Origin of the sequence: Acinetobacter towneri DSM 14962 = CIP 107472 (assembly GCF_000368785.1) — a bacterium.
Taxonomy (GTDB): Bacteria; Pseudomonadota; Gammaproteobacteria; order Pseudomonadales; family Moraxellaceae; genus Acinetobacter; species Acinetobacter towneri.
On sequence record NZ_KB849689.1, the window covers coordinates 141,043 to 156,072 of the forward strand.

Consider the following 15,030-nt stretch of genomic DNA (forward strand, 5'->3'; position numbering starts at 1 on the left):
AGGAATAAAAGTAAATGATTAGACCAAAGATTATTATTTCAGAACAAGATTTGCACCGTTTGGAAACGATGCTTGAGCATCAACCTAAATTGACGCCAACGATGCAACATCTAGAAGATGAATTGGCACGTGCTGAAGTGGTTGCGCCACAAGATGTACCGAATAATGTGGTGAGCATGAATGCCCGCGCATTGATTACCATTGCACCTGCAAAAGAACCGACTGAAATTACCTTGGTTTATCCGCATGACTTTAAAGGTGAGAAAGGGCAGGTGAATGTGGTTGCACCTGTCGGGACTGCCATTTTAGGTTTAGCTGAAGGTCAGGAAATTGAATGGCCACAGCCCGATGGTCATATGATGAAAGTCAAAATTGAGAAGATTTTGTATCAGCCAGAGCGTGAAGGCGATTATTTATAATCTGTTTATCATCCTGCGTTAGGAACATTGAAAGCCATGTTGATCATGGCTTTTTTATGCACTGGTGTTTTGAATCAGGCATCTTGTGACTGATGTTATGCGAATCTATAAAAAAGCATTTAAGCAGATCGAAATAAAAAATTGCAAAATATTACATGACCTTAGCCGAAAAACACGTACTATAAAATCATGTAAAGAGGGTTGTGATGGTCTATGGCTCAGTTTGAAGTGTTACTGCCTTTGCAAGAGATTACGGTGGATCGTGCAGAGCTTTTGGCGATTCAACGCAATGATTTAGTTCCGTTGTTGAATGATCAATATCGTCTAAATCATTATGCAGATCAGGTGATTCAAGCGCAGTCAGTTTTATTGGATGGGGTGGATCCACATTTAACTCAGCAATTGAGTGTGACCATTGAGCAGTTGATTCAGGCGCTTGGCAAATCTAAAAAAGTGTTAAAGCAACGTAAGTTTAATGCACTACAAAAGTGGCTAGGCATAGATTTGGAATATGGCGCGGGGCAAGTGCAATATTATAAAAACCTAGATCATTTATTAGGACAAGCAGATCGTTTAAGCCAAAAGCTGCAAATCGAAATTCAGAAATCACAATCACGTTTTCAGCAGTTGGTTGGTTTGCGTGAGCAAATGGCGAAATACATTCAAGCTGCCGATGAGTTTTTAGTGGAATATCCACGATTTGTGCGCAATCAGCATCCTTTGGATAATTTTAGCGAACGACTGGCCAAGAAAATTTATAGTTTAAAGACTTTGCAAAGTAGTAATGATATTGCGATTACTCAAATGCAACTTTCACAGCAACTCTCTTTTAGTTTGTTAGATCGCTTTAAAGAAGCGCAGCAGGTACTCATTCCTGCATGGCAATATCATGTCAAACAAAGTCAGCAAAGTGGCTCACACAGTCAGCTAGAAAAGCTGGATCAAAGTCGTGAGCATTTAATTAAGACATTAAGAAAATCCTTAGAAAAACCTGCGCAATCATAAGGCATGGTTTTGATTAGATAGAGGCGAAATATGACAACTTCTGAACAACGCAACGTCGCTGTGCAAGTGAGTGATGAACAGACTCAGCAACAATTTCAGCAACTCAATTTGCAGGAAATTGGCTTACAGCCTGATGACTTTCAGGAGGTGCTGGCTGCGCGTAAAGAATTAAGCGATCTTAGCCATCATTCGGTTGCAGAATATGGCAAAAATATCGCCACTAAAACGTCAAGTTATACCGATGAGCTTTTAGGTTTGGTGCAAAATAAGGATTTGGATGTCACAGGGCAAAAGCTGAATCAGGTGGTGCAGGTTGCACAGCAGTTAAATACCAACAGTATTTTAAATCCAAACAAAAGCAGTGGCTTTTTGGGTGGTTTATTCAATAAGTTAAAAGGCGCTAAACAAAGTTTTGATCAAAACTTTAACAGCACCAAAGCGCAAATTGATAGTCTGGTCACAGAAATTGAAAGCTCACAAAATGGTTTAAAAAACCGTGTAGATACACTGGATAAAATGTTTCGTGGTGTGCAAGATGAATATAAACAATTGGGGATTTATATTGCAGCAGGTAAGTTAAAACAGCAGGAAATTCAGCAGCAAATTTCTGAATTTTCCGCGCAGCCGCAGGATCAGACCACGACTCAAAAAATTTATGATCTCAATCATCTTGCTAATAATTTAGAAAAGCGGGTGAGTGATTTGCAGGTGTTGCAACAATCTGCCATGCAAACTTTGCCGATGATTCGGATTATCCAGTCCAATAATTTAATGTTGGTCGATAAATTTTATGCGATTAAAAACATTACCTTACCTGCGTGGAAAAACCAGATTAGTTTGGCGATTTCTTTAAATGAGCAGAAAAACAGTGTGCAACTGGCCAACAGTATTGATGATGCCACCAATGAATTGCTGCGCCGTAATGCAGATTTATTGCATCAAAACTCGGTTGATACTGCCAAAGCCAATCAGCGTTCGGTGATTGATATTGAAACCCTTGAACACGTACAAAATACCCTCATTAAAACAGTGAACGATGTGATCCAGGTACAAAAAGAAGGCATGCAAAAACGTGCAGAAGCGACTACGCGTTTGCGAGCCTTACAGGAGAATCTGAATCAATTGGTGATTGGTTCAAGTCAACAGTCTGGTCAATAAATGCATTTTGACAATGACTTCATTTAATCTGAAATTTACCTGATAAGGAGTCGGATTTGCCCCCACTTGATGAATATGCCATTCAGCCACAGCAGCTAAAAACAGGTGTTGTGGCATTACAGCAGCGTCAAAAAAAGCTCAGTTTTTTGGCTGTGCTGTCTATGACGGTGGTGCTTATATCGGCAATTGGCTTTTTTATTCAGCAAGATGTGATTTATAGCTTCTTTGGTTTAAGCACTGAAGTTCAGCAATTACACATGCCTGCAAGTGTCGATGCGACTTTGGCAAATTTAGGGCAGCAACCTGATTATTTTTTCAGTTTGTTGAACTGGTTGGGTTGGTTGATTTTAAAACTGTCGGTGTCATTTATTGGTGCATTCGTTCTAGTTCATCTACTCAAGAAAATTCGTTTTTTTTATATTCGCTTTCAGTCCTTTGTTTTGAAATTTGTAGCTTGGTTGCTGAGTTTTATTTTACTTTGGTCGGCATTGAGTTATGTTCAGCATGACCGACAAGATGATACGCAGCAGGTATATGCCAAAATTGTGCATTATGAAAAGCACATTCAAGAAAGTGAATTGGCGCGTTATTTACAAAATGCAGAAATGGCAGCGCCTGTTAAAGCCTATTTGTTGGCGCAAACGGCATTGATGCATCATCCCGCAGATAAAGATGCAGCCATTCCGCAAGTGTTGACCTTGGTCAAAGCAGAGCAGCAAGATCCGCAATTTTTACATTATGGATTTAAACCTGAACAATTATGGACGATGCAGCAGCAAGTTTATGGCAAAGCTTTAACGCCTATGGCGCAAAGCGTACATAAGCAAGTGCAGCAAGCACAGCAATTAAATACGCTGGTTTATTATATGAATCTCGCGGTTATGGCGCTTATGTTAATACTGTCTGCGGTACTCTGGTTTTTATCGCGACATTTACAGCAGCGTATTCTGCGGATTCAACAAAAACTTGAATAAAAAATGATTAGGCTCAATTGCTTAAGGCAGACATTCAGTTTTTATGTTAATGTCTAAATTGAATAGCTTTAGGTATTTTAAATGAAATAGTAAGCTTGAAACTCACTATCATTTAAAAAAACGATCATAAATATAAAAATAAACCGTTTCCCCTATGTAACTATTTTTCGTAAGATAACATCAACAAATAAATTTACTCCCTTGGAGACGTTAGCCATGTTAGACCAAAATACTTCTACACAACTTAAAACTTTATTAGAACGTCTTGAAAGCCCAATCGAGCTTGTCGCGACTTTAGATGGTTCTGATAAATCTGCCAAAATTAAAGAATTGGTTGAAGAAATTGCAGCACTTTCGCCACAAGTTACTGCACGTTTTGACGGTAACAACGCACGTGCACCAAGTTTTGGGATTGCAAAAGTAGGTGAGCAACCGCGCGTATTCTTCGCAGGTTTACCAATGGGGCACGAGTTCACTTCATTAATTTTGGCTTTATTGCAAACTTCTGGTTATGCACCAAAAGTATCGGATGAAGTATTAACGCAAATCAAAGAATTGAATCTTTCATCTCACTTTGATGTGTTTGTATCGTTGAGCTGCCACAACTGTCCAGATGTAGTACAAGCTTTGAACCTCATTGCGATTTACAACCCTGGCACAACAGCAACCATGATTGATGGTGCATTCTTCCAAGAAGAAGTTGAGCAGCGCAAAATTATGGCTGTGCCGATGGTATTCCAAGATGGCAACCACATTGGTCAAGGTCGTATGACTTTGGAAGAAATTGTAGCTAAATTAGATACAGATTCTGAGAGCAAAGATGCAGCGAAACTGAATGCCAAAGAGGCGTTTGATGTCTTGGTAATTGGTGGCGGCCCTGCAGGGAATACATCTGCAATCTATGCAGCACGTAAAGGTATTCGTACAGGTATTGTGGCTGAGCGGATGGGCGGTCAGGTGATGGATACCATGGATATTGAAAACTTCACTTCTATCCAAAAAACACAAGGTCCAAAGTTTGCGGCAGAAATGGAAGCGCATGTGCGTGAATACGATGTCGATATTATGAATCTACAAAAAGTATCTGCCATTAAAGGTGCTGATGAAACTGCCAATGGTTTGGTCGAAGTGACTTTGGAAAATGGCGCAACACTTGAATCGAAAACGGTGATCTTGTCTACAGGTGCACGTTGGAGAGAGATGAATGTACCTGGTGAAGCAGAATACCGTACCCGCGGCGTGGCATACTGCCCACACTGTGATGGCCCGTTGTTTAAAGGCAAACGTGTTGCAGTGATTGGTGGTGGTAACTCAGGTGTAGAAGCAGCGATTGACCTTGCAGGGATTGTAGAGCATGTGACTTTGGTAGAGTTTGATACTAAATTACGTGCAGACCAAGTCTTGCAAAACAAATTGAACAGCTTGCCAAATACTACTGTAATTACCAATGCATTATCGACTGAGGTGATTGGTGATGGCGCACAAGTGACTGCATTGAAATATAAAGACCGTGCGACAGATGTTGAGCATACTGTTGAACTTGCAGGAATTTTCGTACAAATTGGTTTATTACCAAATACGGACTTCTTAAAAGAGTCAAAAGTAGAGCTGACGAATCGTGGTGAGATTGTGATAAATGAGCGCAATGAAACCAATGTAAAAGGTGTATTTGCGGCAGGTGACTGTACAACTGTACCGTACAAGCAAATCATCATTGCAACAGGTGAAGGCGCGAAAGCATCACTTTCAGCATTTGATTACATCATCCGTTCAGGTCAATAAGTCTGAACGAATACATCTGAATACGCGGATTAACCATCCTTAAATTGTATTCGCTAAAAAGATAGCGCCTGAGTTCCCCAATACTCAGGCGCTATGTTCAGTAAAGTGCGTTATCGCACAGTATTAAAAGTTTATTTATTCTATTTTTGGTTTTAAGAACTGAGTCGGCTAACAACTCAGTTCTTTTTTTATTTTTAACATCCAGTTTGATTTACAGCAGTTAGATTCATTTCAGTCTAATTAGCCTTATTATTTTGTCCAAATAAATTCAACTGATTAAACTTTTCCTGTAGCTGCTCTTTGGTTTCGACATGCTCAGGATGCGGAATAATACATTCAATTGGGCAGACTGAAACGCAGGTTTGATAGTCATAAAACCCCACACATTCTGTGCAACGCGCCACATCAATTTCATATACCTTCTCGCCCTCATAAATTGCTTCATTCGGGCATTCGGGTAAGCACATATCGCAATTGATGCATTGGTCGGTAATCAGGAGTGCCATCGCAATACTCGCTTAGTTTATTGCCACTTAGTTGGCTTGATAAGCCAACGATGAGGCAGAAATATCTGCAGTCGAATTTGGTAAGTTGCGAATCAGCAGGGCATAACGCATATCGACATCTGCAGGTATAGGGATTTCTACAATATGCCCTGAACCTTTGGCATCTTCAATCAGATTGCCTTTTTTATCTTTAATTTCAGTTAAAGTGAAATAGATATTGCCTTGTGGCGTCATCAATTCTAGAGAATCGCCCACTACAAAACGGTTTTTTACATCAATTTTAATGTAGTCACCATTACGTTCTAAGACTTCACCACAAAATTGCTGATGATCAAAACTTGATGAACCTGTTTCGTAGTTTTGGTATTCGCTGTGCACATGACGACGCAAGAAACCTTCGGTATAACCACGGTTAGCTAGGCCTTCTAATTGAGTCATTAATGCAGGGTCAAATGGTTTGCCTGCAAGTGCATCATCAATGGCTTTACGGTAAATTTGTGCAGTACGTGCGCAGTAGAAATAAGATTTGGTGCGACCTTCAATTTTTAGTGAATGGATGCCCATTTTAGTTAAACGGTCAACGTGCTGCACTGCACGTAAATCTTTAGAATTCATAAAGTAAGTGCCGTGTTCATCTTCTTCGGCAGCAAACATATCTTCGTCATTACGTTGTAATAACACAGGCTCGTTAAATTGATGCTGTGCCTGCATGTGTTGTTCATCTGCATCGGCAGTTTCAGAAAGATTTTTGACAGGAATTACGTCACCTGTTTCATCTTCTTTTGCATCGTGAATTTTATATTCCCAACGGCAGGCATTGGTACATGCGCCTTGGTTGGCATCACGTTTATTCATATAGCCTGAAAGCATGCAACGACCTGAATAGGCCATGCACAGCGCACCATGCACAAATACTTCAATTTCCATGCCAGGCACGTTGTTTTTAATTTCTTCAATTTCATCAATCGACAATTCACGCGAAAGAATGACACGGGTTAAACCCATATTTTGCCAGAATTTCACCGTTGCCCAGTTCACCGCATTGGCTTGTACCGATAAATGTACAGGCATGTCGGGGAAATTTTCACGCACCATCATAATCAGACCTGGGTCAGACATGATCAGCGCATCGGGTTGCATGGCAACCACAGGTTCTAGGTCACGAATAAAGTTTTTGAGTTTGCTGTTATGCGGTTGGATGTTCACCACCACATAAAACTTTTTGCCTAATTTATGTGCTTCTTGAATACCAATTGCTAAGTTTTCATGATCAAATTCGTTATTACGCACGCGCAAACTGTAACGCGGCTGACCTGCATAGACTGCATCTGCACCATAAGCAAAGGCATAGCGCATGTTTTTTAAAGAACCAGCAGGAGAGAGAAGTTCGGTGACGTGGGAAATGGTCATGATCAAAAAGCAATAGCAGAAATATGGCTTTATTGTATGAATCTAAATTTAGGATTCAACCTAGTAAATAGCTCGGGATTCAGAAGAAAACTTATGCTGAAACGCTGGGGCTAATCTTGATATAGAAAGTTCCTCATCCTGAGCTATACAAAACGCACGAGAAGGGACTTTCAACACCAATTTGACAGATTGCTTATAATCAATTTCTGATGGATGAAAGCGTGTTAACGTACACGTTGCCCATGTTTATCAATCACCACTTCACCATCTTCTTTGCTGAAGCTTTTTAATTGTGGTTGAGTGAGCAAGTCTAAGACCAGTTCAGAAGGGCGGCACAGTTTCACACCTAACTCGGTCACGACAAATGGACGATTAATTAAAATCGGATGCTCGACCATCAATGCAATTAATTCCGCATCGCTGTGTGAGCTACCTTCAAGTTGCAACTGTTCGTATGGTTCTACATTTTTGCGGATTGCATCGCGCACGCTTAAACCTGCTTGTTGAATCATGCTAGTAAGTTCAGCTTGTGTAGGTGGGGTTTTTAAATATTCAATAATTTCAGGTTCTTGTCCTGTATTACGAATTAATTCTAAAGTATTGCGTGACGTTCCACAGGCAGGGTTATGAAAAATTTTGATGGTGTTGCTCATGCGTAGTGACTCGTTTTAGGTCGATAAAATTTCAATATTGCATTTATATATGGATATGCGTATATTCGCAATAGTTAATATTGAAGTGCAGATAAAAAATGAATCAAACTGATTTTTTTAAATGTTTGTCAGACCCAACCCGACTGGACATTCTGAAATTGGTGATGGCTCAACACAATATTTGTGTATGCGAATTGACAGAACAATTGCAGTTAAATCAACCGAAAATATCACGTCATTTGGCGTTGTTACGGAATTTATCTATTTTGCTAGATCAACGTCAGGGGCAGTGGGTGTATTACCGTTTGAACCCAGATTTACCCGAATGGGCGTTTGCTGTTTTAAATATTATCGCGCAGCAAGATGTCAGCCCGATGACGCACATCAACCCTACAATTGCAACACATTGCGAGTAAGCACATGGCACAGTCCAAACTTTCTTTTTTAGATCGTAATCTGACCTTATGGATTTTTATTGCCATGGGGCTAGGTGTTGCGATTGGCGTGGTATTTCCTGCAGTATCGGCAAGCTTAGATCAAATGAGTGTGGGAACAGTCAATCTTCCCATTGCGATTGGTTTGATTTTGATGATGTATCCACCATTGGCAAAAGTCGATTACGCAGCTTTGCCAGAAGTGTTTAAAGACCGCCGAACCTTGTTGTTGTCTTTGGTACAAAACTGGTTGATTGCTCCGTGTTTGATGTTCGCTTTGGCGATTATTTTCTTGCAAAACTATCCTGAATATATGACAGGTTTGATTTTAATTGGTCTGGCACGCTGTATCGCGATGGTCTTGGTCTGGAACAACTTGGCTTGTGGTGATAACCAATACGTGGCTGCATTAGTTGCGTTTAACAGTATTTTTCAGATTGTATTCTTTAGTACTTATGCATGGCTGTTTCTGAGTTTCTTGCCGCCGTATTTTGGCGTGGCAGGACAAGTGATTGATGTTGGTTTTTGGACAATCACCCAAGCTGTTTTAATCTATTTGGGTATTCCTTTTTTGATGGGCTTTTTAACACGCTTGATTTTAGTGAAAAGCAAAGGCTTAGATTGGTATCAAACGTCTTTTTTACCCAAAATTAGCCCATTTAGTCTGTTGGCATTGCTATTTACCATTGTGGCGATGTTCGCACTAAAAGGCGCAGAAGTACTGAGCTTGCCGATGGATGTTTTACGCATTTCCATTCCATTGATTATTTACTTCGTTGCCATGTTCTTTATTAGCTTCTTTATGAGCAAATGGATGGGCAATGATTATCCACGGACGACCGCCATTTCCTTTACCGCAGCAGGGAATAATTTTGAATTAGCACTTGCTGTTGCCATTGCAACGTTTGGCTTGGCTTCTCCCGTTGCATTTACCACGATTATTGGCCCTTTGGTTGAAGTGCCTGTGTTGATTGCTTTGGTGAGTGTGTCTTTATGGCTGCGTAAAAAGTTTTATCAAAATGAGTCGATTGTCAGTTCAAAGTAATTTTCTTCATTTTGAGGTTTAAGATAAAAACATGGGCATGCGTTGCCCATTTTAGTTTTAAGAGTATGCAGCATGGTATTACCCAATATTGATTTAGATTTATTGCCTACACCAAGTTTTGAACAGGTGCAGGCAAAGCCGTTGAACCATCCGCCACGTATTTTATTGATGTACGGTTCAAACCGTGAGCGTTCTTATAGTCGTTTGGCGGTACAGGAAGCGGGCAGAATTTTGGAGCACTTTGGCGCTGAGGTAAAAATTTTCCATCCCAAAGGTTTGCCTTTACCTGAAGATGGCGATGCTTCACATCCCAAAGTTCAAGAGCTGCATGAATTGTTGGCGTGGGCAGAAGGTATGGTTTGGTGTAGCCCAGAACGTCATGGTTCAATGAGTTCGATTTTCAAAGCACAAATTGACTGGATTCCGCTTGCCGCGGGCGCAATTCGTGCCACACAAGGTAAAACGCTTGCTTTAATGCAAGTGTGTGGCGGGTCGCAGTCATTTAACAGCGTCAATCAATTGCGTATTTTAGGACGTTGGATGCGGATGATCACCATTCCCAATCAGTCTTCTATTCCTAAAGCCTTTTTAGAGTTTGAGGAAGATGGCCGCATGAAAGCGTCTAGCTATTACGACCGTATTGTCGATGTGATGGAAGAGTTATATAAATTTACTTTGCTGACTCGCGGGCAAGCAGCATATTTGGTAGATCGTTATTCTGAACGTGTGGAAACTGCCGAGCAGCTATCGAAGCGTGTTAATCAGAAGTGTTTATAATCCAATTTTAGATACGTAAATACTGCATTACAAAAGGCTTAGAGAGCGATTATTCGGCTTCAAGTCGCTTTAAAATCTGACAATCATCAATGGTTGTTTGCGTGGTGCAGGCTTGTCTAAGTTGCTGAAGTTGTAGCTGAAAATGCTGCAACTCGGCAATTTTATCTTCTACATGCCTTAAATGTTCATCAATCAATTCATTCACAGCGCAGCAGTTTTGTTTCGGCTGTTTTTCTAATTCAATTAAGGCTTCAATTTCTTTTAAGTTCATATCTAAAGCACGGCAACGCTTAATAAAAATCAAACGCTTGAGTGCCTCATCGTTGTAATAGCGATAATTATTTTCGGCACGAAAGCTTGGGGTGAGTAAGTGTTTCTTTTCATAAAAACGAATTGTATCTGTGCTGACTCCAACTTTTTTAGCTAATTCATGAATTAAATATTGTGCCATACTTGACCTTGGACTAAGTCTATAGTTTTAAATGAGCATAATCGAAACAGTTTCATTTTGAAAGAAGGTGTGTCTATGGCATGTACGTGTAGTCATGAACCTGCGCCAATCAAACCGAATAGTAAATATAGAACCGCGTTATGGATTGCATTGGTGATCAATCTCAGCATGTTTTTTATCGAGTTGATAGGTGGTGCCTATGCCCATTCATCATCCCTATGGGCAGATTCACTGGATTTCTTTGGAGATGCTGTCAATTACGGGATTTCACTTGCGGTGTTAAGTGCAAGTTTGTATTGGCGTGCTACTGTGGCTTTGGTCAAAGGCATCACGATGGCCTTGTTTGGTGTGGTGGTGATGGGCAAGGTTATCTATGCCTATATACAGGGTATTCCACCTGAAGCCATAACCATGGGTATTATTGGGATCATCGCCTTATTAGCCAATGTGGTTACTGCATTGATTTTATATGCATTTCGAGATGGTGATTCGAATATGAAATCGGTGTGGTTATGTAGCCGTAATGATGCGATTGGTAATTTCGCAGTTATTTTGGCGGCAGTGGGTGTATTTGGTACGGGTAGTTTGATTCCAGATCTTGTGGTAGCCGTGATTATGGCGAGTTTGGGCTTAACAGCGGGGTATCATGTGATTCAGCAAGCTTTGGCTGAACGAAGAATGAATGTACCAGAATAAAGAATAAACGTAAAAAGCACTCCATCTGATTTGAGTGATTTAGATGGAGTGCTTTTAATTTTTTGTAGTCGCAATAATTTTAAAATTTGAAGTAAAAATAACGATAAGTTATTCCAAATTGCTATTTACAAAAAATAATATATAACTAAAATTAAAAATAAATTGATGTATTTAAAAATAATTTACACGATGAATAATATTTAATTTTTTTTAAATTGAGGGTTAAATGAAACTAATTAAATTATTTTCTATAGCAAGCCTGATTGCTTTGGCTGGCTGTAGTTCTAAAGTAGTGACTTATGATACTGCAGGGCAAGTGATTGGTTCATGTGTCGCTACACAGGGCTTTATTTTGGGGGCTAAAGCTGTGTGTTATGGTGGTGCCAACATACAAGGCATTAACTATTCTAAAGTAGATGAGCGCACGGGTTTATTGCCAACCATACCAAATAATTCGCAGATTTCACTGCAACAAGACTAATTTTTTAGAGGGGTAATACAATGAAAATTTCTAGTTTAATCGCATTAACAGCGGCTATTTTGATGACAGGTTGTGCTTCAAAAGTGACAACTTATGATTCGAGTGGTCGTATGATTGGTTCATGTCAGGCAGAGCGTGGGTTTGTAATTGGTGGTGGTGCACACTGTGAAGGACGTGCTAACCAAGAAGGTCGCAGTGTACGTTAATTGATGCTAATGACAAAAAACCGAGCTATTTAGCTCGGTTTTTTTAGATTCAACAGCTTTTATTTTTCAACGAAAGCACGTTCAATCACGTAATCGCCCAATTCACCCATACGTGGTGATTCTTTTAAACCATGTTGGTCAAGTAATGCTGCAACATCTTTTAAGAATGCAGGGCTACCACATAACATGGCACGGTCAGTTTCAGGGTTAAAACGTGGTAAACCAATTTTTTCAAAGATTTCACCCGATTCAATTGCCGTGGTCACACGTCCTTGGTTTGGATATTCTTCACGTGTAACGGTTGGGTAATATACCAGTTTTTCACGAATACCAAGTTCTTGGAAAAACTCGTGATTTGGTAATTCATTTAGAATTAAATCTTGATAAGCCAATTCAGAAATGAAACGTGTACCGTGAACCACAATCACTTTTTCAAAGCGTTCATAAGTTTCAGGGTCGCGGATGGTTGCCAAAAATGGAGCTAGACCTGTACCTGAAGAAAGTAAGTATAGGTTTTTACCAGGATTTAAATCATCCAGTACCAAAGTGCCTGTAGGTTTTTTAGAAACCAGCAATTCATCGCCCACTTTTACTTTTTGTAAAATAGACGTTAAAGGGCCATCAGGTACTTTAATTGAGAAGAATTCTAGCTCTTCTTCATAGTTAGCACTGGCAATCGAGTAAGCGCGCATTAAAGGCTTGCCATTTACTTCCAGACCAATCATCACAAATTGACCGTTTTTAAAACGTAGTGCGGTATCGCGAGTCGTTTTAAAACTGAATAAAGTGTCATTCCAGTGGTGTACGTGAGTAATCTTTTCGACGTTGAAAGCAGCCATTAAAGGTCTCAATAAATTATCAAATTAGAACAGCTTGCTATTCTAATCTAAAATCATTCTCTATAAACTGAATATATTTAATTGAGCTTATCAGAAAAAGTGATGAAGACTGATCTAAAAATGCCAATAATCGGATTTATGCACTCTCCCTACCGAGAAAAATTTGGTATTCCTCGTCAACCGAATCTGGTACAAGTCGAATCGTATATTGAAATGCAGGCGCCTTATAACGATGTGTTGGCATTTGAAGGGATCGAAGCGTTTAGTCACTTATGGTTAATCTGGCAATTTCACGACAATAAAAACCAAACCGATGCTCATCCAACCGTACAGAAACAGCAAAACCCCTGTTTTCGTGCACAAGTGCGTCCGCCACGTTTGGGTGGTAATCAAAAAATAGGTGTGTTTGCGACGCGCAGCATGTATCGACCTGCACCCATTGGTTTGTCTGTGGTGCAATTTAAACAGGTCAAAAAAGTGGGTAAGTCACTGCGAGTTTATGTGACAGGGGCAGATTTACTGCATGGCACGCCTATTTTGGATATTAAACCTTATATCCAATATTCAGATGCTGTGCCTGATGCACAAAGTGGTTATGCGCAAGATGAACCCATAAGAAAAACAGTGCTATGGATGGACACAGCAGAAGCGCAAAAAAATCAGTTACTCGGCTCAGGCGTATTGCAACCACAAATTGTGCAGGAATTGGAACAGGTCTTGTCTTTAGATCCACGACCTGCATATCAGGATGATGCTGAACGAATTTACACCATGAATTTTGCAGATTTTGATGTCAGTTTCCGTGTTGATCAGCACGCAGTACATATCCTAAAAATTGTTTTAATCGCTGTCGATTAAACCATCATATATAAAATAGCCACCAACGCCAGCATGTGCAAAATTTGGGTAGGTGCGAAATAAAGTGCAAAACGTAAGCCGCCAATGAGTGCGGCATTGATACATTTAGAAATTGCATGAGCAACAAGACCTAAAATTAAGGCGTACAGCAACATTTGCTGACTGGGTGGACCTTGCATCACCACAGTAGCAATGGCGGCATGCACCTCAAATAAAGAGGCGAGTAAGGTACCAATGATTAAGCCTGCGTCGCCAAGCATTTGCTCTAAGCCGTAGACCATGGCTTGAATTGCGGTTAAGGTCGCCACAATAATAGCGGCTTCTTTAAGGCTAAACATACGGGTGTCGGCTTCAGGTTTTGCTGTTGTCGTATTTTTATGCTTTTTAAGCAAGCATACGCCGACCAAAATTAAAATGCCAATGCCTGCCAGACTGGGCATAATTAACAGCTTAAACCACGCCAGATTGACACCCGCCACAATAATCAACATTTGCGCTAAAGTCGCCACGCAAGACATCAGCGCTGCACCTGCGTTGGCACGTGCTTCACCACGACCTGCGCGTACTTCCATGCCTAAACTGGCAATGGTTGCTGTGCTTGATACAAAACCTGAAGCAATCGCAGACAACATGAGGGCATTGCTGCTTGAGAGTAAACGCTTGGCGATATGCGCTAAAGCCTGCACACTTAAAATTAAAATCAATAATTTTAAAATCACATAAGGATTAAGTACATTGCCCCATAGTGCGGTATTGGGTGTCAGCGGCAAGGCAATTAACACCAAAGCCAGTAAGAACAAGCCATCACGTAGTTCAGCTTCGGTAATCCACTGACTGACAATGCCATGCATGGTGTGCTTGGTCATGAGTAAACCTGTCAAAATAACCGATAAACCTGCTGCCAATGGAATATTCCATAAACACAATGCACCAATAAAATAGGTCATGACGAAGGCAAGTTCGGTGGTAGCGCCGGGGTCATCTTCCGTTTGATTTTTGAGGGAATATAAGCCAATTCCCCCAACAATCAACGCACCCACAATGGCAATGCTCGTGCCCAATAAGAAGCAAATGGCACCTAATAATGCGCAAATTCCAAAGGTACGTACGCCTGCAAAACGGTGATGTTGTCCATTTTTTTTACTGCGTTCACGCTCTAATCCAATCAGTAAGCCACAGCCAAGTGCTGCTGCAAACATGGTGAGCAGTTCGGGAAAATTGGTTGTAACCAAAGATGGAGGAGTCAGAAAATCCACAGCAACATTCCAAATACAAGGTGTTATTTTAAACATCATATATTTGAATTGTGTTTATCGCCATTTATGAATCTATTTTC

18 protein-coding genes are annotated in these 15,030 nt (G+C 40.4%); 12 read left to right on the forward strand and 6 right to left on the reverse strand.

Features of this window, described 5'->3' with window-relative positions; translation table 11 throughout:
- Positions 1-14 precede the first annotated feature (14 nt).
- The 5 genes from rnk (at position 15) to ahpF (ending at position 5,338) form a co-directional block, all read left to right on the forward strand.
- Positions 15-419, forward strand: a complete 405-nt coding sequence (rnk, locus tag F947_RS04995; protein ID WP_004972920.1) for a nucleoside diphosphate kinase regulator — start codon at positions 15-17, stop codon at positions 417-419.
- A gap of 213 nt (positions 420-632) precedes the next feature.
- On the forward strand, positions 633-1,424 hold the full coding sequence (locus F947_RS05000) for a hypothetical protein (protein ID WP_004972923.1): 792 nt from the start codon (positions 633-635) through the stop codon (positions 1,422-1,424).
- 30 nt (positions 1,425-1,454) lie between these two features.
- Positions 1,455-2,582 carry a toxic anion resistance protein gene (locus tag F947_RS05005; protein WP_004972925.1) on the forward strand — a complete coding sequence of 376 codons (1,128 nt, stop codon included), beginning with the start codon at positions 1,455-1,457 and terminating at the stop codon, positions 2,580-2,582.
- A 56-nt stretch (positions 2,583-2,638) separates the two neighbouring features.
- Complete coding sequence (locus F947_RS05010; protein WP_004972927.1) at positions 2,639-3,556, forward strand: hypothetical protein; 918 nt, start codon at positions 2,639-2,641, stop codon at positions 3,554-3,556.
- Between the two features lie 216 nt (positions 3,557-3,772).
- Positions 3,773-5,338 carry an alkyl hydroperoxide reductase subunit F gene (ahpF, locus tag F947_RS05015; RefSeq protein ID WP_004972929.1) on the forward strand — a complete coding sequence of 522 codons (1,566 nt, stop codon included), beginning with the start codon at positions 3,773-3,775 and terminating at the stop codon, positions 5,336-5,338.
- 236 nt (positions 5,339-5,574) lie between these two features.
- Here ahpF and F947_RS05020 read toward each other — a convergent pair whose 3' ends face one another.
- From F947_RS05020 to arsC, 3 genes are all read right to left on the reverse strand, one after another.
- Complete coding sequence (locus F947_RS05020) at positions 5,575-5,844, reverse strand: YfhL family 4Fe-4S dicluster ferredoxin (RefSeq protein ID WP_004972931.1); 270 nt, start codon at positions 5,842-5,844, stop codon at positions 5,575-5,577.
- A 27-nt stretch (positions 5,845-5,871) separates the two neighbouring features.
- Positions 5,872-7,254, reverse strand: a complete 1,383-nt coding sequence (gene trhP / locus F947_RS05025) for a prephenate-dependent tRNA uridine(34) hydroxylase TrhP (protein WP_004972932.1) — start codon at positions 7,252-7,254, stop codon at positions 5,872-5,874.
- 224 nt (positions 7,255-7,478) lie between these two features.
- Entirely contained in the window at positions 7,479-7,907 is a 429-nt protein-coding gene (gene arsC, locus F947_RS05030) for an arsenate reductase (glutaredoxin) (RefSeq protein WP_004972934.1), read from the reverse strand.
- A 98-nt stretch (positions 7,908-8,005) separates the two neighbouring features.
- Between arsC and F947_RS05035 the strand changes: the two genes are divergently transcribed.
- The 3 genes from F947_RS05035 to arsH all read left to right on the forward strand — a co-directional run bounded on the left by F947_RS05035 (position 8,006) and on the right by arsH (position 10,163).
- On the forward strand, positions 8,006-8,323 hold the full coding sequence (locus F947_RS05035; protein ID WP_004972936.1) for an ArsR/SmtB family transcription factor: 318 nt from the start codon (positions 8,006-8,008) through the stop codon (positions 8,321-8,323).
- A gap of 4 nt (positions 8,324-8,327) precedes the next feature.
- Positions 8,328-9,386 (forward strand): ACR3 family arsenite efflux transporter, encoded by a 1,059-nt coding sequence (gene arsB, locus F947_RS05040; RefSeq protein WP_004972938.1) that lies wholly within the window; start codon positions 8,328-8,330, stop codon positions 9,384-9,386.
- 72 nt (positions 9,387-9,458) lie between these two features.
- The gene (gene arsH, locus F947_RS05045; protein ID WP_004972939.1) at positions 9,459-10,163 is read left to right on the forward strand and encodes an arsenical resistance protein ArsH; all 705 of its coding nucleotides are present in this window, start codon (positions 9,459-9,461) and stop codon (positions 10,161-10,163) included.
- Between the two features lie 49 nt (positions 10,164-10,212).
- Here the strand turns inward: arsH and cadR are convergent, their stop codons facing one another.
- A complete protein-coding gene (gene cadR, locus F947_RS05050) occupies positions 10,213-10,614 on the reverse strand; it encodes a Cd(II)/Pb(II)-responsive transcriptional regulator (protein WP_004972941.1) in 402 nt (133 codons plus the stop codon).
- A 75-nt stretch (positions 10,615-10,689) separates the two neighbouring features.
- Between cadR and F947_RS05055 the strand changes: the two genes are divergently transcribed.
- From F947_RS05055 to F947_RS05065, 3 genes are all read left to right on the forward strand, one after another.
- Positions 10,690-11,310 (forward strand): cation efflux transmembrane domain-containing protein, encoded by a 621-nt coding sequence (locus F947_RS05055; protein WP_004972944.1) that lies wholly within the window; start codon positions 10,690-10,692, stop codon positions 11,308-11,310.
- A 226-nt stretch (positions 11,311-11,536) separates the two neighbouring features.
- A complete protein-coding gene (locus F947_RS05060) occupies positions 11,537-11,791 on the forward strand; it encodes a hypothetical protein (RefSeq protein ID WP_004972946.1) in 255 nt (84 codons plus the stop codon).
- A 20-nt stretch (positions 11,792-11,811) separates the two neighbouring features.
- Positions 11,812-11,997 (forward strand): hypothetical protein, encoded by a 186-nt coding sequence (locus F947_RS05065; protein ID WP_004972947.1) that lies wholly within the window; start codon positions 11,812-11,814, stop codon positions 11,995-11,997.
- A 59-nt stretch (positions 11,998-12,056) separates the two neighbouring features.
- Here the strand turns inward: F947_RS05065 and F947_RS05070 are convergent, their stop codons facing one another.
- Positions 12,057-12,836 carry a ferredoxin--NADP reductase gene (locus F947_RS05070; RefSeq protein ID WP_004972950.1) on the reverse strand — a complete coding sequence of 260 codons (780 nt, stop codon included), beginning with the start codon at positions 12,834-12,836 and terminating at the stop codon, positions 12,057-12,059.
- 102 nt (positions 12,837-12,938) lie between these two features.
- Between F947_RS05070 and tsaA the strand changes: the two genes are divergently transcribed.
- The gene (gene tsaA, locus F947_RS05075) at positions 12,939-13,694 is read left to right on the forward strand and encodes a tRNA (N6-threonylcarbamoyladenosine(37)-N6)-methyltransferase TrmO (RefSeq protein ID WP_035310989.1); all 756 of its coding nucleotides are present in this window, start codon (positions 12,939-12,941) and stop codon (positions 13,692-13,694) included.
- On the opposite strand, the gene F947_RS05080 is transcribed toward tsaA, so the two are convergent.
- Positions 13,691-14,893, reverse strand: coding sequence for an MgtC/SapB family protein (locus F947_RS05080; RefSeq protein WP_042068664.1), 1,203 nt, complete (start codon positions 14,891-14,893; stop codon positions 13,691-13,693). The two genes, tsaA and F947_RS05080, sit on opposite strands and share 4 nt — an antisense overlap.
- Between the last annotated feature and the right edge of the window lie 137 nt (positions 14,894-15,030).

What these genes read in the sequence shown, in the direction of transcription:
- tsaA (WP_035310989.1), top strand. Translation starts at nt 12,939, where the DNA reads ATGAAGACTGATCTAAAAATGCCAATAATCGGATTTATGCACTCTCCC.
- F947_RS05070 (WP_004972950.1), bottom strand. Translation starts at nt 12,836, where the DNA reads ATGGCTGCTTTCAACGTCGAAAAGATTACTCACGTACACCACTGGAAT.
- arsH (WP_004972939.1), top strand. Translation starts at nt 9,459, where the DNA reads ATGGTATTACCCAATATTGATTTAGATTTATTGCCTACACCAAGTTTT.
- F947_RS05080 (WP_042068664.1), bottom strand. Translation starts at nt 14,893, where the DNA reads ATGTTTGCAGCAGCACTTGGCTGTGGCTTACTGATTGGATTAGAGCGT.
- rnk (WP_004972920.1), top strand. Translation starts at nt 15, where the DNA reads ATGATTAGACCAAAGATTATTATTTCAGAACAAGATTTGCACCGTTTG.
- ahpF (WP_004972929.1), top strand. Translation starts at nt 3,773, where the DNA reads ATGTTAGACCAAAATACTTCTACACAACTTAAAACTTTATTAGAACGT.
- trhP (WP_004972932.1), bottom strand. Translation starts at nt 7,254, where the DNA reads ATGACCATTTCCCACGTCACCGAACTTCTCTCTCCTGCTGGTTCTTTA.
- F947_RS05020 (WP_004972931.1), bottom strand. Translation starts at nt 5,844, where the DNA reads ATGGCACTCCTGATTACCGACCAATGCATCAATTGCGATATGTGCTTA.
- F947_RS05005 (WP_004972925.1), top strand. Translation starts at nt 1,455, where the DNA reads ATGACAACTTCTGAACAACGCAACGTCGCTGTGCAAGTGAGTGATGAA.
- cadR (WP_004972941.1), bottom strand. Translation starts at nt 10,614, where the DNA reads ATGGCACAATATTTAATTCATGAATTAGCTAAAAAAGTTGGAGTCAGC.
- arsB (WP_004972938.1), top strand. Translation starts at nt 8,328, where the DNA reads ATGGCACAGTCCAAACTTTCTTTTTTAGATCGTAATCTGACCTTATGG.
- F947_RS05000 (WP_004972923.1), top strand. Translation starts at nt 633, where the DNA reads ATGGCTCAGTTTGAAGTGTTACTGCCTTTGCAAGAGATTACGGTGGAT.
- F947_RS05065 (WP_004972947.1), top strand. Translation starts at nt 11,812, where the DNA reads ATGAAAATTTCTAGTTTAATCGCATTAACAGCGGCTATTTTGATGACA.
- F947_RS05060 (WP_004972946.1), top strand. Translation starts at nt 11,537, where the DNA reads ATGAAACTAATTAAATTATTTTCTATAGCAAGCCTGATTGCTTTGGCT.
- arsC (WP_004972934.1), bottom strand. Translation starts at nt 7,907, where the DNA reads ATGAGCAACACCATCAAAATTTTTCATAACCCTGCCTGTGGAACGTCA.
- F947_RS05055 (WP_004972944.1), top strand. Translation starts at nt 10,690, where the DNA reads ATGGCATGTACGTGTAGTCATGAACCTGCGCCAATCAAACCGAATAGT.
- F947_RS05035 (WP_004972936.1), top strand. Translation starts at nt 8,006, where the DNA reads ATGAATCAAACTGATTTTTTTAAATGTTTGTCAGACCCAACCCGACTG.